This is a genomic window from Streptococcus oralis, assembly GCF_024399415.1.
Classification (GTDB): Bacteria; Bacillota; Bacilli; order Lactobacillales; family Streptococcaceae; genus Streptococcus; species Streptococcus oralis_CS.
This window is the reverse complement of the sequence record NZ_CP029257.1, coordinates 937,155-961,479: the sequence shown is the minus strand read 5'-3', so window position 1 is coordinate 961,479 and position 24,325 is coordinate 937,155. Positions and strand designations below refer to the sequence as shown.

The window sequence follows — 24,325 nt, the reverse complement described above, 5'->3', positions numbered from 1 at the left end:
AAAATGATTCGTAATGAAATATTTTCTAAAAAAGAGAAATTATAACTCTTTTTTAAAATAACTTCGCACATAAACGAGGGATAAACAAGACAGGATGATAACACCGCTTCCAATTATCAGAAAAGAAGAAAGATGGACACTTGGTAGCACCGTCATAAAGCCTTTTGCAATCGGCATAAATAGGATGGCTAAGGTAAAAATGGTGCTTAGTACTCTTCCCAAGTATTCCCCCTCAACCTTGGTTTGAACCTGAGTAAAAAAGTGAATATTAAAAATCGTCATAAACAGTTCACAAACTAAATTTCCAGAAAAGGAGAGAAAAGTTGGCAGTGGTAATCCCATCATAAAAACTCCAACTCCAGTTAAAGCCAATAGAATCAAAAGATTATAAACACTTGCCTTTATTTTACTAGCTAGAAGAGCTCCAATAATCGAACCAATAGCGCCCATAGTTAAAATAGTTGCATAAGCTCCTTCTACCCCGTATAGTCGATTTGAAAAAGGGAGGAGAAATTCAAAAGCTGCAAAAAAGAAATTAACACTGGAAGCTACTACCAAAAGGAAAAAGATCTCTTGCTGGCGCCAAATATAGCGAATCCCTTCTTTCATATCAGCAAAAATATTTTTCCAGCTGAAAGTCTTTTTCTCTTGTTCCTGAGTCTCTTTTTTTGGGAGAAAAGCTACTAAGGTAAATGCGATAAAAAAACTAATGGCATCTAAAACGAGCGTCATATGGAGACTGGCAAATTGTAAAACGAGAAAAGAAAGCACCGGAGAACTGACTCCTACAACCTGTAAAACTAACTCCAAGCGAGAGTTATAGGTCACAATCTCGTCTTTCTCTACAACCTCAGTTATAATGGCTTTGTTAGATGTACGAGAAAATGCAAAGGCAACCGCCTGAACAATATTGGCAAAAATCAAGGCAGCAATCATCAAGCTATCATCTCTGATGAAAGAAATAGCTAAGCAAAGAACGCCACAAATCAAGTCTGTCGTCATCAAAATTTTGCGACGCGAAAATCGGTCTGAAATCACTCCGCCAAAGGGATTGACCAGAATCGATGTGACGAGTTCAGAAATTTGATAAATCCCAAGAACAGTCTGCCCTATCGTTCCCATTGATGCCAACCAAACACTGTTTCCATAATCATAGAGCATATTTCCTATTTTATTAATAGCACCACGACTAATCAACTGGATTGCATGTCGATTCATATAAAAAACCCCTCTCAAATTTTGAAACTATTGTATCAAAACTGAAAGGAGTCTCTTTATTTTTCCCTTATTTGGGAAATTTAAGGATTTACAAATTTTTCATAATGTTCCTGATAGTAAGCCACTTGCTCTGGAAGTCCAAGCACAGCAAAAATATGCATGGCCTCCCGCATCTGACTACAACCCTCTTCTTTCAAGTCTCTCTGGTAGAGGGCGAAACCTTTGAGATAATGGAAGATATTGCGCTCATAAAGCTTGATACCATTTCCAATTAACTTCTCCACATAGCCCTCAAAATAGTCCGCATCCGCAAAGGATCGATTTTCCAAACAATGCTGGTAACAGTTAAGAGCTAAAATCAAAACAAGTTTTCGATGCCGACCAATTTCCTTGTAGTAGTCTTCCCTCTCCATCACTTCTCTGCCAATTCGAGCCACATAGTCCACATTGTAGAAAGTATAGAGATTTCCGAAAAGAATCAACTCATACATAGTCCATTCTTCTGTTTGAAAAAGATAATCTGCTACCTTTTCCAAATCACTCTGCCTCATCGTGTAATAAGCATCTCTTTGACAAATCAGTCCTTGTAGCAGAATCCAATTCAGCTTAAAATAGAGGGGATTGGTCGAACTCTTAGCCTTTTCAAGTTGTTCTCTTTGAAGCTTTTGAAAACCTGCAATATCATTTGAGTAGTAAAGCGGAATAATCTGTGCCATCAAGGCAACATGTTCATGATTTTGAAAATCCCTAGCCTTGTCCATGAAATTTTCAATAGTCACATGAATATTATCCAAAATCTCAAAGAAACGGGAAACTGCTAAATCAGACTCACCAAGCTCAAAGCGAGATAACTGAGAGGTCGAGCAAGAATCGCCCGCTGCTTCCTTTAAAGAGTAGTTCCCACTGGTTCGAAATTCACGAAATACTTTTCCAAGATGTTCCATCTTTACACCTGCTCTGATAATTCTTCCCACTCAAGCATGGCTTCTTCCTGACGATGGCTGATTTTTTCCAGTTCAGCCTGCATCTCCATGAGTTTTTCAGCGTCATTGGTTTCCAACATTTGTTCAGAGATGGCTTGGCTTTTACTTTCTAGTTCTTCGATTTCAGATTCTAAACTTTCGATTTGTCGCATGAGTTTGCGGGCTTCTTTCTGACTTTCTTTCTGAGCCTGATAATCATTAACTGGACTTTCTTCTTTTTCTTGATTGCTAGTTGAAGCTTCCGCTGTCTGAATCGCTTCTACTTCTGCTTTCTTTTCAACATAGTAGTCATAATCTCCAAGGTAGAGGGTTGAACCATTTTCGGACAATTCCAAAACATGAGTGGCTACACGATTGATAAAGTAACGGTCGTGACTGACGAAAAGAAGGGTCCCATCAAAGTCAATCAAGGCATTTTCTAGCACTTCCTTGCTATCAATATCCAAGTGGTTGGTCGGCTCGTCAAGAATTAAAAAGTTGTTGTTTTCCATAGAAAGTTTGGCAAGTAACAAACGAGCTTTTTCGCCACCTGACAGCATGCCAACTGATTTCTTAACATCATCTCCTGAGAAAAGGAAGGCTCCAAGTCGATTACGGATTTCAACCTCTGGTGTTAGTTTAAAATCATTCCAAAGTTCATCTAGGACACTATTGCTTGGTGTTAGCTTGCTTTGAGTCTGGTCATAGTAACCAACCTCAACATTGGCACCAAAACGCTTCTCTCCCTTGATAAAAGGGATCTGGTCCACAATAGACTTGATAAAGGTTGATTTCCCGATGCCGTTTGGTCCAACGATGGCAACAGCATTCATTTTACGAAGGTCCAGATTGATTGGCTCAGACAATATTTCCCCATCATAGCCAATAGCCGCATTTTCAACAGTCAAAACGACATTTCCCGACGTTTTTTCAGACTGGAAGGTCATATTGGCTGATTTCTTGCCAGCTTCAGGCTTGTCCAAACGCTCCATTTTTTCCAGTTGCTTGCGGCGAGATTGAGCACGTTTTGTCGTTGAAGCTCGGACTAGATTGCGATTGACAAAGTCTTCCAGAGCAGCGATTTCCTTCTGCTGCTTTTCATAGTTTTTTGCCTCAGTAACTAGCTTTTGCTCCTTTAACTCAACAAAACAAGAATAATTTCCCACATAGCGATCCAAAGAATGCTTGGTCAAATCTAGCGTAATCGTCGCAACTTTATCCAAGAAGTAACGGTCGTGGCTGACAATAATGAGGGCACCGCTATAGTTCACCAAGTAATTCTCTAGCCAGGCTATGGTTTCAATATCCAAGTGGTTGGTAGGTTCGTCCAAGACCAAGAGATTGGGCTTTTCAAGGAGCATTTTAGCCAGTGCTAGACGAGTATTTTGACCACCTGAAAGCTCGGCAATTTTCGTCTGCCACATAGACTCGTCAAACTTGAATCCATTTAAGATAGCACGGATATCAGCTTCGTAGGTAAAGCCACCAGCCTGACGGAAGTTCTCTGATAAACGATCATAATCCGCCATCAGTTTATCCAGATCTTCACCAGACTTTTCACCCATCTCCAGTTCCATCTGACGAAGTTGCTTCTCAGTCCGACGCAAGTCATCAAAGACGTGAAGCATTTCATCATAAATGGTATTTTCAGACTCAAAACGGCTATCTTGGGCTAGGTAAGACAGAGAAACATCTTTTTTCTTATTGATTTCTCCACTGGTCGGCTCCTCTTCCCCAACCAAAATCTTCAAAAGAGTGGACTTACCTGCCCCATTTTTCCCAACGAGGGCAATCCGGTCTCGTTCATCAACTTGCAGGTTGATATTATCAAAAAGAACCTCTCCTGCAAAAGAACGTTCAATTTTATTAGCTTGTAAAATAATCATACATCTATTTTACTATCTTTTTCTCTTTTGCACAATTGCAATGAAAAAAGTTCGAGTCATAAACTCGAACCTTTCATCTTAGTATCCAATGCCTCCACGGAATGTGCGAGCCATATCTTTCAATTCATAGTTTTTAGAAGAGGTATCGATGGTCCATTTTCCATCTTTCTTGGTCATTTTAATTTCATAACCCTCTTTCTTCATGTTATCACTAGTGTCTAGAGGAGTTGAATCAAATTGACTCGGTGCATTTTCTAAAATGTATTTTTCACCAGCTTTCATAGCTTCAGAGTAGTTGCTATATTTACCTTTGTTTTCTTCGTAGAATTTACGGCTCAATTCATAAACATTCAAGTTATCCAAGTCGATTGTTTCTGGTCTAACATAAACAACAGCATAATCAGGCAAGTATGTCTTCACCTTGTAATCAACTTTTGCTCTCTTAGCATTTGCTTTGATGTAGGCATCTGCGAATGTTCTAAGTTCTGAATCAGATGGTTTGTAGTTATAGAAACCTTTTCCGAATGACTCTGTAAATTTCTTGATAAACTCTTCTTTATCAGCTTTCGCATCGTTTGTGAATTCAGCACTATTATCAGAAGATTTTTTATCATCAGCAAGTGCTACAACTTGCGACTTTTTGTCAGTAGCACTTAGGTTCGTTCCACCACCAGAGCTTTCCCCATTAAGGTAAACAGCATCGACATATTTTTTCATTACATCTTTCGCTTCATCAATATTGTCTTCATACTGACTTGGATCCACCTTGATTGCTACATCGTTATTCTTTTTAGAATTTTCTTTGATGTCATCGTAAAAGCTAGGTGCAAAGTGAAGTTCATACTTAGCATTCTTATCGACTTCATACACTACATAACCAGCAACGCTCTTTCCTTTAGAAAGACTGTCACCATATGACATAAATTTAGTTTTACTGTCGCTTTCATAAACTTGAATTGGTTGTAATTTTTCATCCTTTTCATTGTATAGCGTGATATCTTGGCTAGTAAAACTAAACTGTTTATCACGATTGTTCTTGATTTCGACTTGAAGTGCAAGGTATGTTGATGATGAATCCTCATCTTTAGGCAATACATACATACCGTCTTTTACAGAAACCTCAAAATTAGAGTTTGAAGCTGTACCATTGTCGCTTGCTTTTTTTTGAGCTCCACAGGCAACCAGTGCTAAAGCTGATAAAAGCAAGGCAGAATGCTTAAGAATTTTTTTCATAATGGATTCTCCTTTAATGATTTACTATATTTTACCATACGTAGAATAAAATTCAAAACAGAAACCAGAATTTTTCAAAATATCTTAAATTTATAGAGTTTTAACTTAAATTTTTCTATCTGTTCATTTGATACATTAAAGGATTCTTTATAAAAAGAATAGAATATAACAATATTTTTGATTTTTTTCTTCAACAAACCTACAAAATGAATTATAAACTTTCATGTTATAAAGTATCTAATAATTAATTTTCATCCCTAACTTAGTATAAGTAAGCACAGTCCCCACCATTTTCCCGCTAAAGTGCAAAAGTTAATTTCCTACATTTTAAGTTATGCTAACGTTTTACTAAAATGTCAAATCGTGATATAATGAAAGCGATTAAAGCAAATAAACAAAGGAGACACTCTATGACTTACCAAGAAAATTATCAAAAATGGGTCGATTTTGCTGACCTTCCAGACTACCTTCGTCAAGATTTGGAAAATATGGACGAAAAAACAAAGGAAGATGCCTTCTATACAAATCTTGAATTTGGTACTGCAGGTATGCGTGGTTTGATCGGTGCTGGTACAAACCGTATCAATATCTATGTTGTTCGTCAAGCAACTGAGGGTTTGGCTCGTTTGATTGAGTCAAAAGGTGGAAATGAAAAAGAACGTGGTGTAGCAATTGCCTACGATAGCCGTCACTTCTCACCTGAGTTTGCCTTTGAATCTGCGGCAGTTCTCGCTAAACACGGTATCAAATCTTATGTTTTTGAAAGCCTTCGTCCGACTCCAGAACTCTCATTTGCAGTTCGTCACCTCAACTGTTTCGCAGGTATCATGATTACTGCCAGTCACAACCCTGCTCCATTTAACGGTTACAAGGTTTATGGAGAAGACGGTGGACAAATGCCTCCACATGATGCAGATGCTTTGACAACTTACATTCGTGCAATCGAACATCCATTCGCTGTGGAAGTTGCTGATGTCGAAGCTGAAAAAGCTTCTGGCTTGATTGAAGTTATCGGCGAAGCTGTCGATGTTGAATATCTTAAAGAAGTTAAGGACGTAAACATCAACCCAACATTGATTGAAGAATTCGGTAAAGACATGAAGATTGTCTACACACCACTTCATGGAACGGGTGAAATGTTGGCTCGTCGTGCTCTTGCTCAAGCAGGATTTGACTCTGTTCAAGTTGTTGAAGCACAAGCAACTGCAGACCCTGATTTCTCTACTGTAAAATCTCCAAACCCAGAAAGCCAAGCAGCCTTTGCCCTTGCTGAAGAACTTGGTCGTCAAGTTGGTGCAGATGTGCTTGTTGCAACTGACCCTGACGCTGACCGTGTTGGTGTTGAAGTTCTTCAAAAAGATGGTAGCTACCTCAACCTTTCAGGTAACCAAATCGGCGCTATCATGGCTAAATACATCTTGGAAGCCCACAAAAATGCTGGAACTCTTCCTGAAAATGCAGCCCTCTGCAAATCCATCGTATCAACTGACTTGGTAACGAAGATTGCTGAAAGCTACGGCGCAACCATGTTCAACGTTTTGACAGGTTTCAAATTTATCGCTGAAAAAATCCAAGAATTTGAAGAAAAACACAATCACACTTACATGATGGGATTTGAAGAAAGCTTCGGTTACTTGATTAAACCATTCGTACGTGATAAAGATGCTATTCAAGCTGTTCTTGTCGTTGCTGAACTTGCTGCCTACTACCGTTCACGTGGTTTGACACTTGCTGACGGTATCGAAGAAATCTACAAAGAATACGGCTACTACGCTGAAAAGACCATCTCTGTTACCCTTTCTGGTGTTGATGGTGCTGAACAAATCAAAGCCATTATGGCTAAGTTCCGTAACAATGCTCCAAAAGAATGGAACGCAACAGCTATCACTGTCGTAGAAGACTTCAAGGCTCAAACTGCTACTGCTGCTGACGGTACTGTTACAAACTTGACAACTCCTCCAAGTGATGTTTTGAAATACACTCTTGCGGATGGTTCTTGGATTGCAGTTCGCCCTTCAGGTACAGAACCAAAAATCAAGTTCTACATTGCCGTTGTGGGTGAAAGCAACGAAGATTCACAAGCTAAGATTGCCAACATCGAAGCAGAAATCAATGCGTTTGTTAAATAAGAAATTATAAAAGATGAGACCAACCAATCTCATCTTTTTTTCGTATCAAATCTAAGCATTTTTAGAAACTTTATGGCATACTAGACTTATCAATGAAAGCGAGGTAATCTCATGGAACAATTTTTAGAAAACATTAAAGACCTTGAAGTCACTACAGTTGCGCGTGCACAAGAAGCTCTTGATAAGAAAGAAACTGCAACCTTCTTTATTGGTCGTAAAACTTGCCCTTACTGCCGTAAATTCGCAGGTACCTTGGCAGGTGTCGTAGCTGAAACTAAAGCTCACATCTACTTCATCAACAGTGAAGAACCAAGCCAACTCAATGAGTTACAAGAATTCCGTTCACGCTATGGAATTCCAACTGTACCAGGCTTCGTTCACATTGCAGATGGCCAAATCAATGTCCGTTGCGACTCTTCTATGTCCGCACAAGAAATCAAAGAATTTGCAGGATTGTAAAAAACCACTCGTCGAGTGGTTTTTGTATAGTCTAAATTACTTTTTTTCAAGCAAGTCTTGTATCATTCTATGCAGTTCTTCTATCTTCTCAGATTGTTTCTCTAGTAATATTCTTTGAGTTATTAATTCGTCTTGAAGTTTATCAAGCTTTATCTGATCAAATGGATTATCCTTTACAAAAAAGTTTGTCAAGGCACTCGTTAACATCCCTATTGTGCCAATACCAACAAGCATTAGTAAAACAGCTAACCACTTCCCAAAAATCGACGCAGGAACAATATCTCCATAACCAACAGTCGTTACAGTCACAAGCGCCCACCAAAGACTATCTGAGAATGATTTTTCTTCAACAACAGATAAAATTGAACTACCTACCAGTACAATAAAGGAATTGAGATAGAAAATATAAAGTAAGCCATTTGTTCGTAAGAGTTTTCCAACCTTCTTTTCCAACTTGCCAGTCAATCCAACGACTCTTAAAAGACGAGTTAGTTTCAGTAATTTTGTCAGCCTTGCTAAGCGGAAGATTCGCCCTAATCGAAATACTGTAAAAATAGCATTCAAAGGAAGGATAGCTAGCAAGTCAAAAATATTTTCAAGAAGAAATCGCCACTTTTCCTTACTTGTAAAGAAACGCCAGCCATAATCCACCACAAAGATAAACCAAAGTAGTAAGTCAATAATACTATAGGGTGGATTATCCAAATCAATCATCTCAGCAAATCCAAGCAAGACAAGGACAACGGATATCAATGCAAGTATGATAATCGTTGTGTCATAGTAATCCTTTAATAGCCATTTTCTCTTCACACTGCTACTCCTTTAGTTTTTTTAATCATTATACCACACTAAATTCCTGACAAAGTACAAAACAAAAGAAGGCACTCGCCTTCTTTTTTATATATCTGTCAATGGTGTTGCAGTATCTGGTGAGGTATCATAAACCTTAAAGTCTACTCCGACTCCCAGATCCGCTTGGGCTAGCTGGTTGACCATAGTCATATGAGCCAGCTCCTTGATATTGTTCTCTTTGGACAAGTGACCAAGATAGATTTTCTTTGTTCGATTTCCCATTGCACGAATCATGGCCTCAGCACCGTCTTCGTTAGAAAGGTGACCGAGATCCGATAGAATTCGCTGTTTGAGACGCCAAGCGTAAGATCCTGCTCGCAAAATCTCCACATCGTGGTTGGACTCGATGAGGTAGCCGTCCGCATTCTCGACAATTCCTGCCATACGGTCACTTACATAACCTGTATCGGTCAGCATGACGAAGCTCTTGTCGTCTTTCATAAATCGGTAAAACTGTGGTGCTGCCGCATCATGACTGACACCAAAACTCTCAATGTCGATATCACCAAAAGTTTTGGTTTTTCCCATTTCAAAAATATGCTTCTGCGAAGAGTCCACCTTGCCGAGGTACTTACTATTTTCCATAGCCTGCCAAGTCTTTTCATTGGCGTAAAGATCCATGCCATATTTACGAGCCAAGACACCGACCCCATGGATATGGTCTGAGTGCTCATGCGTAATCAGAATCGCATCCAGATCTTCAGGTTTGCGATTAATTTCAGCTAGCAGACTTGAAATTTTCTTACCAGACAAGCCCGCATCTACTAGGATTTTCTTTTTTGGGGTTTCCAGATAAAAGGAATTTCCACTGGAACCTGATGCTAAAATACTGTATTTAAAGCCTTTTTCACTCATTCTAGTCTTCTATTTCGTCCTCCCATATTTCTTCTTTTACGGCATCCTTATCATAAGGGAGCACGATGGTAAAGGTTGAGCCCTTACCGTATTCACTTTTGGCCCAAATAAAGCCATTGTGTTGTTTGATGATTTCTTTGGCGATGGCTAGACCTAGCCCAGTTCCACCTTGTGCACGACTTCTTGCGCGATCCACACGATAAAAACGGTCAAATATCTTCGGCAAATCTTGTTTTGGAATACCTAGACCTTGGTCTTTGATAGATAAAATCATCTGGTCATCAGTGGTTTTCATGCTGACAGTAATTTTCCCACCATCTGGTGAGTACTTGATGGCATTGTTAAGAATATTATCAATCACCTGAGTCATCTTATCGGTATCAATCTCGATCCAAACTGAATTAATAGGGTAATCTCTAACAAGTTCATATTTTTTCTCGTCATCCTGACTTCTCATCTTATCAAAGCGGTTGAGGATAAAGGTGATAAAGGCTGTAAAGTTAATCAACTCCACATCCAACTGAGTAGTCGCATTATCAATACGAGAGAGATGTAAGAGATCTGTCACCATCCGCATCATACGGTTGGTTTCATCGAGTGAAACCTTGATAAAATCAGGAGCAACAGGATCATACAGAGCTCCCTCGTCCAAGGCTTCAAGATAAGATTTAACACTGGTCAAAGGAGTCCGCAACTCATGACTCACGTTCGAAACGAAGAGTCTTCGCTCACGCTCTTCCTTTTCCTGCTCGGTCGTATCATGTAAAACGGCAACCAAACCAGAGATGAAACCCGACTCACGACGAACCAGAGCAAAACGTACACGAAGGCTCAGGTATTCCCCATTTACATCCTGGGAGTCAATCGTCAACTCAGGAATCTGTGTAATCAGGTCACGCAGCTCATACTCATCTTCTATCTTAAGCAATTCGAGAATGCTTTTATTAAGAACATCTTCTTTCTGCACACCGAGCTGTTTCTTTGCCATATCGTTGATCATAGTAATCTGGCCACGGCGATTAGTCGCAAGAACGCCATCTGTCATATAAGAAAGAATACTATTTAATCGTTTACTCTCTTGTTCCAGATTTTCTTGGGTCAAACGAATTACTTCTGACAAATCGTTCAGATTATTGGTGATATTGGTGATTTCTGTACTTCCTTGCAAGTCCAAAACTTGAGAATAATCACCTGCAATCAAGTCCTTAACCTTTTGATTTATCTCCTTCAGACGGATATTATCCCGACGATTTTCCAATAACAGCAAGGTTACCACCAAGATAAAACCCAGTAAAATCAAGATAAAGATAAAATCGCTGGTCAGAATAGTTTGTCTAATATCTTCAATCATTATTTCTCATATAGTATCCAACACCACGACGTGTGAGAATGTACTCTGGACGACTTGGAGTATCTTCTATTTTCTCACGCAAGCGTCTAATGGTCACGTCCACAGTACGAACATCACCAAAATAGTCATAACCCCATACAGTCTCAAGCAAGTGTTCACGTGTAATCACTTGACCAATATGAGACGCCAAGTGATACAAGAGTTCAAACTCACGGTGGGTTAAATCTAATTCCTCACCATATTTCTTTGCCACGTAAGCATCTGGAACGATTTCCAAATCACCAATTTGTAAAGGTTGCGTCTTCTTCTCATCAGACTCTTGGTTATCTACTGAAACTAGATCGGTACGACGAAGAAGGGCCTTAACACGAGCCTGCAACTCACGGTTTGAGAAAGGTTTTGTAACATAATCATCTGCACCTAACTCTAAACCAATAACCTTGTCAAATTCGCTATCCTTAGCTGATAGCATGATAATCGGCACGCTACTAGTCTTACGAATAGCTTTAGCAACTTCTAAACCATCAATTTCAGGTAGCATCAAGTCGAGGATAATAATATCCGGTTGCTCAGCTTCAAATAGCTCGATTGCCTCACGACCATTGAAGGCTGTTACAACTTCATAACCTTCCTTGGCCATATTAAACTTAATAATATCTGAGATTGGTTTCTCATCATCTACAATTAATATTTTTTTCATTTTATCACCTTTTCTTTATCTATTATAACAAAAAAATGTAAAGAAGGCACAAATGGCTACTGTAGGCCTTCATCTTCAAGATTTGTTTTATAAGCCTGCCAAATTTTTTGTTGAGGTTTCGCAAGTGGATAATCAGAAAACTCCTGAGGAGAAACCCAGCGAATTTCTCTGTCAGAAAACTGTTTTGTTTCCGTCACTTGACCAGCGATGATTTGAATATGCCATTTCCGATGACTAAATACATGCTTGACCTGGTCAAATACTTGCTGGGACCAATTCACTTCTAAATCATAATCTTGCTCAAAGTTTTCTTGAGGGCTTGGTCCAAATGCTCTGCTTTCCTCTTTGACTTGTGAAAAGAGATCTAGCTGATCGTCATCACTTGAGAAATCATCAACTTCGATCAAGGGGAAATGCCAAAAACCGGCTAGCAGTTTCTCGCTTTCATTTTTCTCTAGTAAATATTGCCCACGGTCATTGCGTACAACCAAAGCCTTGAGATAGATTGGGAGGGGCTTTTTCTTGGGCTCTTTGATTGGATATACATCCATAGTCCCATTCTGATAGGCTGCGCTAAAGTCCTTAACAGGGCTTTCTTCTGGTCGAGGGTTAACTGGAGCCTCTATGTCAGACCCTAAATCCATCAGAGCTTGGTTAAAGTCACCTGGTCGTTTCGGGTCAATCAAGATTTCCATCATTGCCTGAAAAATTTTGCGATTGCTGGGAACTCCGATATCATGATCAACCTCAAACAAGCGTGCCAAAACCCGCATGACATTGCCATCAACCGCTGGCTCAGGCAAATTAAAAGCGATACTGGAAATAGCTCCCGCAGTGTAAGGGCCAATCCCTTTTAAACTAGAAATTCCTTCATAGGTATTTGGAAATTGCCCCCCAAAGTCAGTCATAATCTGCTGGGCTGCAGCCTGCATATTGCGCACTCGAGAATAATAGCCCAATCCCTCCCAAGCCTTCAACAAACGTTCTTCAGGGGCATTGGCCAAACTTTCAACTGTTGGAAACCAGTCCAAGAATCGTTCGTAGTAGGGAATAACTGTATCCACCCTGGTCTGCTGAAGCATGATTTCAGATACCCAGATATGATAAGGATTTTTACTTCTACGCCAGGGTAAATCTCTTTTGTTTTCATCATACCAGTTGAGGAGTTTTTCACGAAAAGAAATAATCTTCTCCTCCGGCCACATGACGATACCGTATTCTTTCAAATCTAACATATATCTAGTATAACATAGAAGCTTCTAACTGTCCTTTTCTCAGTACTAAAAAGCCTCTTCCCATGGGAAAGAGGACTAAATCTTATTGATGAACTGCTTGAGCTGCTGTGATAAGGGTCAACTTGTAAACATCATCTGCATTACATCCACGAGAAAGGTCGTTAACAGGCTTGTTCAAACCTTGCAAAACAGGTCCTACAGCCGCAAAACCACCGAGACGTTCTGCCATCTTGTACCCAATATTTCCGGCTTCGATACCTGGGAAGACAAAGACATTTGCTTGACCAGCTACATTACTTCCTGGAGCTTTTAGAGCTGCAGTTTCAGGAACAAAGGCAGCGTCAAATTGCAACTCACCATCAATCTCAAGGTCGGGACGCAAGTCGTGAGCAATTTTTGTAGCTTCCACTACCTTGTCAACACTTTCACCAAAACCTGAACCTTTAGTAGAATAGCTTAGCATAGCAATTTTAGGTTCAATACCAAACATCTTAGCTGTGATTGCTGAGTTGATGGCAATTTCAGCCAAGGCTTCCGCATCTGGATTGATATTAATGGCACAGTCTCCAAATAGGTAACGTTCCGTACCGCGTACCATGAGGAAGGCACCTGAAGTACGAGTTACGTTTGGTCGAGTTTTAATGATTTGTAGGGCTGGGCGAACTGTTGAAGCAGTTGAGTGAATCGCACCAGATACCATACCGTCAACCAAGCCCAAGTAGACTAGCATCACACCAAAGTAGTTGACATCTTCAACCAAAACTTTGCGCGCTTCTTCTTCAGTCATTTTGCCCTTACGACGCTCTACTAAAGCAGCAACCATTTCTTCAAATCGAGGATAGTGTTGAGGGTCAATGACTTCATAACCATCCATGATTCCTTCAATTTCAAGATAAATTTTAATTTTTTCAGGATTTCCAAGCAAAACAGGGATTACTTCTGTTTCTTTTACTAAGCGTTTTGTCGCTTGAAGAATACGTGGCTCTTCCCCTTCAGGGAGAACGATACGAGCATTTTTGCCAACCAGGTTGGCTTTGAGACTTTCAAAAACTTCCATGAGTTTTCTCCTTTAAGAAAATAAATTATACTCCAAACAATTTTTAAAGAGTATTAGTTGATAACTGAGTAATAAGATTGCTGAAATCATCCGGCAAGGGGCTTTCTAGTTGCAAATCTTGCTCTAGAAAGGGATGATAAAAAGATAAATAATGGCAATGCAGAGCCTGACGTTGGATACCGTCGTCTAAGCTGCCTCCATAGAGATCGTCTCCCAACAAAGGAAAACCGATATGAGAAAAATGCACTCGTATCTGATGAGTTCGCCCAGTATGAAGACGAATATCGACTAGGTGAATATTTCCATAAGACGCGACAACTTTGTAAGATGTATGGGCGTATTTCCCACCTTTGGCAACCCGTCTTGTGATAATGGAGTCCACATCACGCGCAATCGGGGCAATAATCTCCCCTTCAGGCTCCAAGACACCAGCTCCTTTAACCAAAGCAAAGTAACGTTTTTCGATAGACTTTCGTTGCAACTGCTTGTCTAAACGTGCATGAGCGTAGCCGTGCTTGGCAAAAAGCATCAAACCAGAAGTATCTCTATCAAGCCTAGTCACGATGTGAACTTGCTGATTTTCATATTCCTGTTTAACATAGTAGCCCTTGATAAAATTGGCAATGGTATTGGAATGATTGACACTGGGGATGGATGCTACTCCATAAGGCTTATTTAAAACCAGAAAATGATCATCCTCATACAAGATATCGAGTGGTCGATCAATGGCTTCAAGGCTCTCAAATCCTTCCTCAGCTGGAATATCGATGGTAACCCTATCTCCGATATCTAACAGATACGTCGCATTTTGAGGTTGGCCATTGACCCGTATAGCCCCGCCTCGAAACTTAATCTTGGCCAAAAGTCCCTTGGAAACCTCATGTTTCTTGAGGAAAGTTTTGACTTTGACGTGCTCATCTGCGGTAAATTCGAACCTCATTCATCCACCTCGCCGATGAAGGCATCTTTGACACGATTCCAGAAACTAGTGTGGCTTGGAGTCGCTACGAAGTGAATCTTATGATGGTCGATTTGGTACTCAATCCGTTCGATATTACGGAAGGAATAGACACTGTTATCAACTGATATCGTGTGGTAATCATTGCGTGTCGGCAAGAGCTCAATCTTATCTTTTTTGGGAATAATGATTGATGATCCCAGAGTGCGATAGACTCGGTTGTTAAGACTTGCTATTTCCGTCAATTGTAAGGCTTCAATGGTGGGATGCAAGACAGCTCCACCCAAGGACTTGTTGTAGGCGGTACTTCCCGTCGGCGTTGAAACAGTCACTCCATCTCCACGAAATCTCTCGAACGGAACATGGTTAATGATGATATCCGCAACCATGGTGCGGTCTGATCGACGGATGCTGGCTTCATTTAAAGCACGGAAGATTTTCACTTCTCCATTTTCAAGCGTTACCTTGACATTCAAGACTGGATAGGAAACTTTGGCACCAGTATCTAGTAAAAGATTGGTCACCAACTGATCCAGCTCAAAATCACGATAATCTGTGTAAAATCCCAAATGCCCTGTATGAACACCTACAAATCGAACCTTGTCTAACTGATTCTCATACTTGTGAAAGGCAGACAAAAGCATTCCATCGCCACCAATGGAAATGACGATGTCGGGATTGGTATCGTTCAGTATAAAATGCTGTTTCTTTAGTTTTTCCCTCAGTTCATGCAAGACCTTCTGACTTTGTGGCTTTCTATTTGCTATGAGGTCAACTCGTTTACCTGTATTCTTCATCTGTATCGTCACTATTTCCTACACCATCGTTTAGTTTTCTGCTCAATGGATCAAAGAGAGCCTGCGCTTCCTGGATATCATCACGAATCTTACCCATTTCTTCATCCAGTTGATAGGCTATTTTCGCTGTGATTTCCAATCTTTTCCTGATTTCTTCTGGAAAATCGCCCTGATATTTATAATTGAGCGAGTGTTCAATCGTAGCCCAGAAATTCATGGCCAAAGTACGTATTTGAATTTCCGCCAAAATCGTCTTAGCCCCGTTGATCGTATCAACCGTGTACTCGACAACCACGTGATAAGAACGATAGCCCGAAGCCTTACGATGAGTGATATAGTCTCGTTCCTGAACGACTCTCATATCTTGGCGTTTACGTAGAATCTCAACTACCTCTTTAACGTCATCAACAAACTGAACCATGACACGTAAACCCGCAATGTCTTGCAGATCATGTTCCAGACTTGCATATGTAATTCCTCGACGAGCCATTTTTTCTTTGATACTTTCAATCGGTTTGACACGACCCGTTACAAACTCAATCGGAGAATGCTTGTTTTGCTTACGATACTGTTTGCGAATTCCTCGAAGTTTAATCTTCAATTCACCAACAGCCTGAATGTAAGGATCTAAAAATTCTTCCCATTCTATGGTCATACTTTCTCCCTTGTAATGTTTGATTACTCTGTCGAAAATCTTTGATTTTTTCAGTACATTCGTATACAATAAATACATTGTCCATTATACCATAAATCGCTTTCAAAGATATAGAAAAGGTTGAAAAAATGAAACATTTAGAAATAGAATTGAAAACACTTCTGAAAAAAGAGGACTATGATCATCTAAAAAAACAGTTTTCCCATATCCAGCCCGTCCTTCAGAAAAACTACTACATTGACACGCCAGATTTCCAATTGCGTGAAAAGAAGGTTGCCATGCGCATTCGCACCTTTTCAGATTGGGCAGAATTGACCTTAAAGGTACCTCAAACTGTAGGAAATATGGAATACAACCAGAAACTAACTCTTCCAGAAGCTGAATCGTACCTAGAAAAACAAAAACTACCTCAGGGTCTCGTTCTAGAGAAGCTCTCTAAGATTGGCATCGAAAGCCATGACTGGTTTGTTCTAGGCTGCCTTTCAACCCTTCGTTATGAAATGAAAACTGAGATTGGCTTAATGGCCTTGGATGAAAGTCACTACTTTGACCAAACGGACTATGAACTCGAGCTTGAAGTCACCGACCATGAAAAAGGGAAAGCCGATTTTCAGAGATTTTTAGATGAAAATCAGATAACCTATCAGAAAGCTCCTTCAAAATTAATTCGTTTTATTAAAAGCATGAAAAAAAGCTGAAATAATCTCCTTTTTTTGGTAAAATAGAAAAGATAAAAATAAAAGAATCTGGCTTTGAAAAACAAAACTTTCTCAAAGAAGATTCACAAAGTTTACAGAGGACGGTCTATAATGTCAGATAGAAACAACATGAAACTTTTCACCCTAAACTCTAACCATGAAATCGCTCAAAAGATTGCGGATACAGTTGGTGTACCTCTTGGGAAATTATCCTCTCGTCAATTTTCTGACGGCGAAATCCAAGTCAACATTGAAGAAAGTGTCCGTGGCTACGATGTCTTCATCATCCAGTCAACCAGCTACCCCGTTAGCAACCACCTAATGGAGTTGTTGATCATGGTTGATGCTTGTGTACGTGCAAGTGCTCATAGTATCAACGTTGTCCTTCCTTACTTTGGTTATGCGCGTCAGGATCGTATTGCTTCTTCTCGCGAACCCCTCACTGCAAAACTGGTTGCCAATATGCTTGTCAAAGCTGGTGTAAGCCGTGTTCTAACGCTTGACCTCCATGCTGTTCAGGTCCAAGGTTTCTTTGACATTCCTGTAGACAATCTTTATACTGTTCCTCTATTTGCTAAGCACTACTGTGATAAAGGACTTCTTGGTTCTGATGTTGTTGTTGTTAGTCCAAAGAACTCTGGTGTTAAACGTGCTCGTAGTTTGGCTGAATACCTTGATGCTCCTATCGCTATCATTGACTACGCGCAAGATGATTCTGATCGTAACGAAGGCTATATCATTGGGGATGTTGAAGGCAAAAAGGCTATCTTGATTGACGACATCCTAAATACTGGTCGTACTTTCTCTGAAGCAGCCAAAATCGTTGAACGTGAAGGCGCAACTGAGATTTATGCAGTATCCAGTCACGGTTTATTTGTTGAAGGTGCAGCAGACCTTCTTGACTCTACAAACATCAAAGAAATCCTCGTGACAGACTCAGTAGCGACCAAAGAAAGAACTCCAGAAAATGTATGTTACATTACTGCTAGCGAATTAATCGGAGATGCTATCGTCCGCATCCATGAAAGAAAACCAGTCAGCCCACTCTTTGCTTACAACAAAAAGAAATAAGGTGATTCTTTGATTTATTTGGACAATGCTGCTACGACTCCTATGTCAGCAGTAGCTATTTCTGAAATGACCAAGGTCATGCAAGAAACTCATGGTAATCCTTCTAGTATTCATAGTCATGGTCGGCAGGCTGGCAAACTCTTGCGAGAAGCTCGTCAGGACTTAGCCCACTTACTAGGAACCAAACCTCAACATATCTTTTTCACTTCTGGCGGTACAGAAAGTAACAATACAGCCATTATCGGCTATTGTCTCCGTCATCAAAATCGTGGAAGACATATCATCACGACAGCTATTGAACACCATTCTGTGCTTGAGACTATCGATTATCTGGTACAACATTTTGGTTTTGAAGCGACCATCATCCAACCAGTAAATCAAGAAATTACTGCCCAGCAAATTCAAGAAGCATTACATGACGATACCATTCTCGTTTCCACCATGTATGCTAATAATGAAACAGGTAGCCTCTTACCTATCGCTGAGATTGGACGTATTTTAAAAGATCATCCTGCAGCTTATCATGTAGATGCTGTTCAAGCTATCGGGAAGATTCCTATCCATCCCGAGAAATTAGGTATTGATTTCCTCAGCGCTTCTGCCCACAAATTCCATGGACCAAAGGGAATCGGCTTTCTTTATGCTTCTTCCGCGGACTTTGATTCCTACCTTCACGGTGGAGACCAAGAACAAAAGAAACGGGCTGGAACAGAAAATCTCGCTGCCATTGTAGGTATGGTCGCTGCTCTCAAAGAGGATTTAAATGACCAAGTTGAGCATTACCAAAAACTAAGCGCACTCAAAGCTACTTTTTTAGAAGAAATTGCAGGTCTCGACTACTATCTCAATGAAAGTAACCACCAACTTCCTTATGTTGTCAACATTGGCTTTCCTGGTCAAAAGAATGATTTGCTCTTACTACGGTTAGATCTTGAAGGAATTTCAATTTCTACCGGTTCAGCTTGTACTGCTGGTATTGTGCAAACCAGTCATGTACTCGAAGCTTTCTATGGGCCCGATTCGCCTCGTTTAAAAGAATCTGTCCGTATCAGTCTCTCTCCTCTTAATACTGAGGAAGAACTGAAACAACTCGCACAAACCTTAAAAAATATTATTGGAGATTAAACTAATGGCATTCGAAAAAACCATTAAACTACAAAACTGCCGCTACGACTATACACTTAGTCCAACTGTTAAAAAGTTCACACTGAAAGATAATACTTTCTTTGAAACAAAGGTAGGAAACTTCGAACTAACTCGTCTACTTGAAAAAGTACCCAACAGTGGTGAAGGTTTCAACCTAAAAATCATCATCAATAAAGACCTTACAGGTGCTAAACTCAACATCACTGACAAGTCTGGCCTTCGTTTGGTGAATATCTTTAAATCAGAAGACCACCACATTCATCAGGAAAAATTCTACTTCCTCATGGACAGCCTTGTAGAACGCGGTATCTTCACTAAAGAAGAAAGATAATTGACTATGTATCGACTTACCTATCAAGATAACTATCACGTAGAACGTACACTTGAATATAAGGATTACGAAGAGCTCATGTTATCTCTATCAGGCTGTGTGACCTTACCTGATACTCTCCTAATCAGCTCCTTAACGCTGAATGATAAGGTGATTTATCAAGGATTGGTTGGCGATCTCTACCGTTTTCTATCACAAGCTCATTTTTCAGATAAAAACTAAGAAATTTCTTAGTTTTTTCTTGTTTTTGTTGATTTTTTCACAATGTTTCTATAAAATAGAAGAATAGAAAGGTTGTGATTTTGTGAAAGATAAACAGTCTGCTATTCCAAAAGCAACAGCAAAAAGACTCTCTCTTTACTATCGAATTTTCAAGAGATTTCATGCAGAAAAAATCGAACGTGCTAACTCCAAGCAAATTGCAGAGGCTATCGGTATCGACTCTGCGACCGTTCGACGTGATTTTTCCTATTTTGGCGAGCTAGGTCGTCGTGGTTTTGGTTACGATGTCAAAAAATTGATGAATTTTTTTGCTGATCTCCTAAATGATAACTCAATTACAAATGTTATGCTGGTTGGGATTGGAAATATGGGCCATGCCCTTCTCCACTACCGCTTCCACGAGCGTAACAAGATGAAAATTATCATGGCCTTTGACCTAGATGACCATCCAGAAGTTGGAAGCCAGACACCTGATGGAATTCCAATCTATGGTATCTCACAGATTAAAGAAAAAATCAAAGAAGCAGATGTCAAAACTGCTATCCTAACAGTTCCAAGTGTTAAATCACAAGAAGTTGCCAATCTTTTGGTTGAGGCAGGTATAAAAGGTATTCTCAGTTTTTCCCCTGTTCACCTTCACCTCCCAAAAGATGTGGTCGTTCAGTATGTCGATTTGACAAGCGAACTCCAAACCCTCCTCTATTTTATGCGTAAAGAGGATTAGAAAGCGAAAGCATTTATGAAAAAACCAGTTATTGGGATTACAGGAAATGAAAAAGCTCATCCAGATGATGACATCATGATGAGCTATGCAGCAAAGGGCTTCGTTGAAGGAGTCAAGGACGCTGGCGGAATTCCAATCATCCTACCGATTGGTGATCAAGAAATGGCTGCCTATTACATCAGTATCATTGATAAGCTCATCCTAACGGGTGGGCAAAATGTTGATCCAAAATACTATGGTGAATCAAAGGCTATTGATAGTGATGACTACCACCTTCAAAGAGATATTTTTGAACTAGCACTTATCAAAGAAGCGATTAAGCAAAAGAAACCAATTTTCTCTGTTTGTCGGGGTACTCAACTTTTCAATGTCGCCATGGGAGGCACGCTACACCAAGATATCGAGGATCATTGGCAGGACTGTTCAGCCGAATACACGACTCAACGCCTCGTAACGGAACCTGATACCATTCTCCGAGAAATCTATGGAGAAATCTCTCATATCAACTCCTTCCACCACCAGAGTATTAAAGATCTAGCTTCAAATCTTAAGGTTGTAGCACATGATCCTAAAGATGGAATCATTGAGGCTGTGACAACTACGGACGGCTTTCCTTATCTTGGTGTTCAATGGCATCCTGAATTTCTCTTTGAAAATCGCCCCAAAGATAAAACGCTATTTGACTATGTTGTTAACGAACTCTAAATCAGATCCGTCTTTTCACGGTAACTAAAGTAATCAGAGTGAGAGACAATCAGATGGTCCAAGAAAACAATTCCCATCAGTTCGCAGGCTTCCTTGACTAGTTTAGTGACATGGTCGTCGTTTCGACTAGGGGATACTGCACCAGATGGATGATTGTGAACGAGAATCACGGAGGTAGCCATATGCTTCAAAGCATAGTGAAGGATTTCCCTCGGTTCAGCAATACTGCGTGTCGCAGAGCCGATAAAAATAGTTTGCTGATGAATGATTTGATTTTGAGTATTGAGATAGAGCGCCACTAGGTGCTCTTGTTTTTTGTCGCCAAGCTCCTGTTGCATTTTCTTGGCTAGCTTTTGACTACTGAGAATACTTTCCATCTCAAGGGTTTCATGTTTATGAATACGATGCCCCAGTTCAATTACTGCTTGTAGTTCAATGGCCTTAATCCGTCCAATACCAGACAGACTCTGCAATTCCTGCAGGGTCATTTTTTTCAAATCAGTTAGACTGGTCAAACTGTTCAAGACTTTCTGGGAAATTTCAAAAACATTGGCCTGACGCGTTCCCGTTCTGAGCAAAATAGCTAACAACTCTTGATTGCTTAGAGCCTCTACTCCTTCTTTTACTAGTCTTTCTCTAGGTAAGAGTGAATCTTCTTGGAATGAAATACTGTACATAAAAATCCTCCTCACTTTATTATTCGTGAGAAGGATGGAAAATTAGATTTTTTTCTCAATTGGGGCTACACTAGCTAAGAGTTTTTTCAGACCGACTTCTGGGAAATTGATTTTTAGTTCCTGAGTATCACCACTACCTGAAACTTCAAGGACCGTTCCCTCTCCCCATTTCTTGTGAAGTGCAATATCTCCAATAGACCAGTTAGTATCGCTTGAATCTTTTTTATTTCTGGATGTAAACTGTCCAAACGGAAGACCACTTGACTGGATAGAGCTTGGTGCAGCCTTGCGTTTCCGTTCCTGAAGGGCTTGAGCCAAACTCATACCTTGACCGAAAGCAATCCCACCACTGCTATAAGAGGCTTTAAAGCTAGTATTCGCTGGACGGGCCAAACCTTGATACTCAAGCAAATCCGAACTGATTTCATTGATAAAACGAGTTGGACGATTGTAGCTAGTACGACCAAAAAGCAAGCGTGAGTTGGCATTGGTCAGATAGAGAATTTTCTCCGCACGCGTGATACCTACATAGGCCAAACGGCGTTCCTCTTCCAGTTCATCCGGATCTTCTGCTGCACGACTAAGTGGAAAGACATTTTCTTCCATCCCAATGATAAAGACAACTGGGAACTCAAGTCCCTTAGCTGCGTGCAAGGTCATCAAGGTTACTTCTGATGTCTCCTGACTGCCTGAATCTGTGTCTGCAATCAAAGCCAAGTCATTCAAGAAACGACTGAGTTTATCTAAACCTGTTTCCTCTTCTTGACTATCAGGATTGTCATCAAAGTTCTTGGTAACAGATAGGAACTCTTCGATATTTTCAACTCGCGCCTTGCTTTCTAAGGTCGCTTGGGCATTGAGAATATCGATATAACCAGTTTTTTCTAGAACAGCCTCAACCAGCTCGGTGATAGTTAATTGATCCAGTTTTTCCCGCAAATCCAGAATCATATTGGCAAAATCCCAGATAGACTGAGCTGCCTTTCCTTTGATACCTGACAACATAATATTGGCTGAAGCATCCAGCATAGACATCTCTTGCAGGTTAGCAAAATCCCGGATTTTCTCAACCGTTCCTGGACCGATTCCACGTTTCGGCTCGTTGATAATGCGCTCAAAACTGATATTGTCACTCAGATTGGCAATGAGATTAAGATAGGCGATAATATCACGGATTTCCTTACGGCTGTAGAACTTGGTCCCGCCGACCATAGTATAAGGAATATTGGACTTTAGGAGGGCTTCCTCAATAGTACGAGACTGGGCGTTAGTCCTATAAAGAACTGCAAAATCCTTGTGGAGGAAGTTTTGACTACGACCAAGTTCATCGATGGTTTTGGCTACAAAAACAGCTTCATCCAGTTCGTCATTTGCACGATAGTAAATAATCTGTTCCCCATCAGCATTCTGGGTCCAGAGATTCTTAGGTCGACGATTTTTATTGTTTTTGATGACGTCATTGGCGGCTTGGAGAATGGTTTTTGTTGAACGGTAATTCTCCTCCAACAAAACGACCTTGGCTTGAGGATAATCTTTCTCGAAATCCAAGATATTCTGCATATCAGCCCCACGCCAACCGTAAATAGACTGGTCAGCATCACCGACTACGCAGATATTTTTAAAGCGTGAAGCCAAGAGTTTGACCAATTGGTACTGGGCATGGTTGGTATCTTGGTACTCATCAACGTGGATATATTGGAATTTTTGCTGGTAGTAGGTCAAAACATCAGGATTTTGATCAAAAAGACGCAAGGTCAGCATAATCAAATCATCAAAGTCAACCGACTCAGACTGACGAAGCTCTTTCTGATAGGCTGTATAACATTGAGCCACGATTTGCGTATACATATCACCAGCTTGAGCAGCATAAGCCACATCATCAATCAGGTCATTCTTAGCATTGGAAATAGTCCCCAAAATAGTCCGTTCATTCCATTTTTTAGGATCCAAGTTTAATTGCTTGAGAATGCGTTTCATGAGGGTTCGCTGTTCACTAGAATCTACAATGGTGAAATTCCGATTGTAGCCAATATGATCCGCATCGCGACGCAGGATACGAACACACATGGAGTGAAAGGTCGCAATCAGACAGTCCTGAGTAGCTGGATTGAGCCCATAGGCACGCTCCTTCATCTCACGAGCAGCCTTATTGGTAAAGGTAATGGCCAAGATATTCCAAGGATTGACCATCTTTTCATCAATCAAGTAGGCGATTCTGTGAGTTAAAACACGAGTCTTCCCAGAACCAGCCCCAGCCATGATCAACAAGGGCCCTTCTGTCGTTTGCACCGCCTCAGCTTGACGGTCATTCATTCCATTCAATAATGCGTTCATTTTCTCTTCCTTACTCTTGAAGTCAATGTTTCTATTATATCAGAAATCAGGGAAAATATCTTTACCTAGA

General features: G+C 40.3%; 24 protein-coding genes. 9 read left to right on the top strand and 15 right to left on the bottom strand.

What is annotated here, in order from left to right; genetic code table 11:
- Positions 1-39: 39 nt before the first annotated feature.
- The 4 genes from DG474_RS04730 to DG474_RS04715 all read right to left on the bottom strand — a co-directional run bounded on the left by DG474_RS04730 (position 40) and on the right by DG474_RS04715 (position 5,299).
- Complete coding sequence (locus DG474_RS04730; RefSeq protein ID WP_255778927.1) at positions 40-1,218, bottom strand: MFS transporter; 1,179 nt, start codon at positions 1,216-1,218, stop codon at positions 40-42.
- Between the two features lie 80 nt (positions 1,219-1,298).
- On the bottom strand, positions 1,299-2,162 hold the full coding sequence (locus DG474_RS04725) for an Rgg family transcriptional regulator (RefSeq protein WP_049479328.1): 864 nt from the start codon (positions 2,160-2,162) through the stop codon (positions 1,299-1,301).
- A 2-nt stretch (positions 2,163-2,164) separates the two neighbouring features.
- Positions 2,165-4,066 carry an ABC-F family ATP-binding cassette domain-containing protein gene (locus tag DG474_RS04720; protein ID WP_255778926.1) on the bottom strand — a complete coding sequence of 634 codons (1,902 nt, stop codon included), beginning with the start codon at positions 4,064-4,066 and terminating at the stop codon, positions 2,165-2,167.
- Between the two features lie 78 nt (positions 4,067-4,144).
- A complete protein-coding gene (locus DG474_RS04715; protein ID WP_000722099.1) occupies positions 4,145-5,299 on the bottom strand; it encodes a DUF4352 domain-containing protein in 1,155 nt (384 codons plus the stop codon).
- Positions 5,300-5,709: 410 nt separating this feature from the next.
- Between DG474_RS04715 and DG474_RS04710 the strand changes: the two genes are divergently transcribed.
- Both DG474_RS04710 and DG474_RS04705 read left to right on the top strand, forming a co-directional pair.
- Complete coding sequence (locus DG474_RS04710) at positions 5,710-7,428, top strand: phospho-sugar mutase (protein WP_049518753.1); 1,719 nt, start codon at positions 5,710-5,712, stop codon at positions 7,426-7,428.
- 111 nt (positions 7,429-7,539) lie between these two features.
- The gene (locus DG474_RS04705) at positions 7,540-7,887 is read left to right on the top strand and encodes a DUF6568 family protein (protein ID WP_070800487.1); all 348 of its coding nucleotides are present in this window, start codon (positions 7,540-7,542) and stop codon (positions 7,885-7,887) included.
- A gap of 36 nt (positions 7,888-7,923) precedes the next feature.
- On the opposite strand, the gene DG474_RS04700 is transcribed toward DG474_RS04705, so the two are convergent.
- The 9 genes from DG474_RS04700 to yjbM form a co-directional block, all read right to left on the bottom strand.
- Complete coding sequence (locus tag DG474_RS04700) at positions 7,924-8,697, bottom strand: potassium channel family protein (RefSeq protein ID WP_000824597.1); 774 nt, start codon at positions 8,695-8,697, stop codon at positions 7,924-7,926.
- A gap of 87 nt (positions 8,698-8,784) precedes the next feature.
- Positions 8,785-9,594, bottom strand: a complete 810-nt coding sequence (gene walJ, locus DG474_RS04695; RefSeq protein ID WP_001290606.1) for an exodeoxyribonuclease WalJ — start codon at positions 9,592-9,594, stop codon at positions 8,785-8,787.
- A 1-nt stretch (position 9,595) separates the two neighbouring features.
- Positions 9,596-10,945, bottom strand: a complete 1,350-nt coding sequence (vicK, locus tag DG474_RS04690) for a cell wall metabolism sensor histidine kinase VicK (RefSeq protein ID WP_000568720.1) — start codon at positions 10,943-10,945, stop codon at positions 9,596-9,598.
- Positions 10,938-11,645, bottom strand: a complete 708-nt coding sequence (yycF, locus tag DG474_RS04685; protein WP_000722056.1) for a response regulator YycF — start codon at positions 11,643-11,645, stop codon at positions 10,938-10,940. The genes vicK and yycF overlap by 8 nt, the downstream gene beginning before the upstream one ends.
- 56 nt (positions 11,646-11,701) lie before the next feature.
- Positions 11,702-12,880 carry an A/G-specific adenine glycosylase gene (gene mutY, locus DG474_RS04680; RefSeq protein ID WP_255778925.1) on the bottom strand — a complete coding sequence of 393 codons (1,179 nt, stop codon included), beginning with the start codon at positions 12,878-12,880 and terminating at the stop codon, positions 11,702-11,704.
- Positions 12,881-12,962: 82 nt separating this feature from the next.
- Positions 12,963-13,937 (bottom strand): phosphate acetyltransferase, encoded by a 975-nt coding sequence (gene pta, locus DG474_RS04675; protein WP_049484120.1) that lies wholly within the window; start codon positions 13,935-13,937, stop codon positions 12,963-12,965.
- Between the two features lie 43 nt (positions 13,938-13,980).
- Positions 13,981-14,877, bottom strand: coding sequence for an RluA family pseudouridine synthase (locus DG474_RS04670; protein ID WP_255778924.1), 897 nt, complete (start codon positions 14,875-14,877; stop codon positions 13,981-13,983).
- Positions 14,874-15,692 carry an NAD kinase gene (locus DG474_RS04665; RefSeq protein WP_000799063.1) on the bottom strand — a complete coding sequence of 273 codons (819 nt, stop codon included), beginning with the start codon at positions 15,690-15,692 and terminating at the stop codon, positions 14,874-14,876. Before DG474_RS04665 ends, DG474_RS04670 begins: the two co-directional genes overlap by 4 nt.
- Positions 15,676-16,347, bottom strand: a complete 672-nt coding sequence (gene yjbM, locus DG474_RS04660) for a GTP diphosphokinase (RefSeq protein ID WP_000151555.1) — start codon at positions 16,345-16,347, stop codon at positions 15,676-15,678. Before yjbM ends, DG474_RS04665 begins: the two co-directional genes overlap by 17 nt.
- 128 nt (positions 16,348-16,475) lie before the next feature.
- Between yjbM and DG474_RS04655 the strand changes: the two genes are divergently transcribed.
- The 7 genes from DG474_RS04655 to DG474_RS04625 all read left to right on the top strand — a co-directional run bounded on the left by DG474_RS04655 (position 16,476) and on the right by DG474_RS04625 (position 21,244).
- A complete protein-coding gene (locus tag DG474_RS04655) occupies positions 16,476-17,045 on the top strand; it encodes a CYTH domain-containing protein (RefSeq protein WP_255778923.1) in 570 nt (189 codons plus the stop codon).
- Between the two features lie 111 nt (positions 17,046-17,156).
- On the top strand, positions 17,157-18,116 hold the full coding sequence (locus DG474_RS04650; RefSeq protein ID WP_217970789.1) for a ribose-phosphate diphosphokinase: 960 nt from the start codon (positions 17,157-17,159) through the stop codon (positions 18,114-18,116).
- 9 nt (positions 18,117-18,125) lie between these two features.
- Positions 18,126-19,241, top strand: coding sequence for a cysteine desulfurase family protein (locus tag DG474_RS04645; protein ID WP_255778922.1), 1,116 nt, complete (start codon positions 18,126-18,128; stop codon positions 19,239-19,241).
- A gap of 4 nt (positions 19,242-19,245) precedes the next feature.
- Complete coding sequence (locus DG474_RS04640; RefSeq protein WP_000863524.1) at positions 19,246-19,593, top strand: DUF1831 domain-containing protein; 348 nt, start codon at positions 19,246-19,248, stop codon at positions 19,591-19,593.
- A 6-nt stretch (positions 19,594-19,599) separates the two neighbouring features.
- Positions 19,600-19,815 carry a DUF4649 family protein gene (locus tag DG474_RS04635; RefSeq protein WP_000286093.1) on the top strand — a complete coding sequence of 72 codons (216 nt, stop codon included), beginning with the start codon at positions 19,600-19,602 and terminating at the stop codon, positions 19,813-19,815.
- 82 nt (positions 19,816-19,897) lie between these two features.
- Positions 19,898-20,539, top strand: coding sequence for a redox-sensing transcriptional repressor Rex (locus tag DG474_RS04630; RefSeq protein ID WP_125413097.1), 642 nt, complete (start codon positions 19,898-19,900; stop codon positions 20,537-20,539).
- Between the two features lie 15 nt (positions 20,540-20,554).
- A complete protein-coding gene (locus DG474_RS04625) occupies positions 20,555-21,244 on the top strand; it encodes a gamma-glutamyl-gamma-aminobutyrate hydrolase family protein (RefSeq protein ID WP_049479336.1) in 690 nt (229 codons plus the stop codon).
- On the opposite strand, the gene radC is transcribed toward DG474_RS04625, so the two are convergent.
- Both radC and pcrA read right to left on the bottom strand, forming a co-directional pair.
- On the bottom strand, positions 21,241-21,921 hold the full coding sequence (radC, locus tag DG474_RS04620; protein ID WP_065371810.1) for a RadC family protein: 681 nt from the start codon (positions 21,919-21,921) through the stop codon (positions 21,241-21,243). The two genes, DG474_RS04625 and radC, sit on opposite strands and share 4 nt — an antisense overlap.
- A 42-nt stretch (positions 21,922-21,963) precedes the next feature.
- Complete coding sequence (pcrA, locus tag DG474_RS04615) at positions 21,964-24,255, bottom strand: DNA helicase PcrA (protein ID WP_255778921.1); 2,292 nt, start codon at positions 24,253-24,255, stop codon at positions 21,964-21,966.
- Positions 24,256-24,325: the final 70 nt, after the last annotated feature.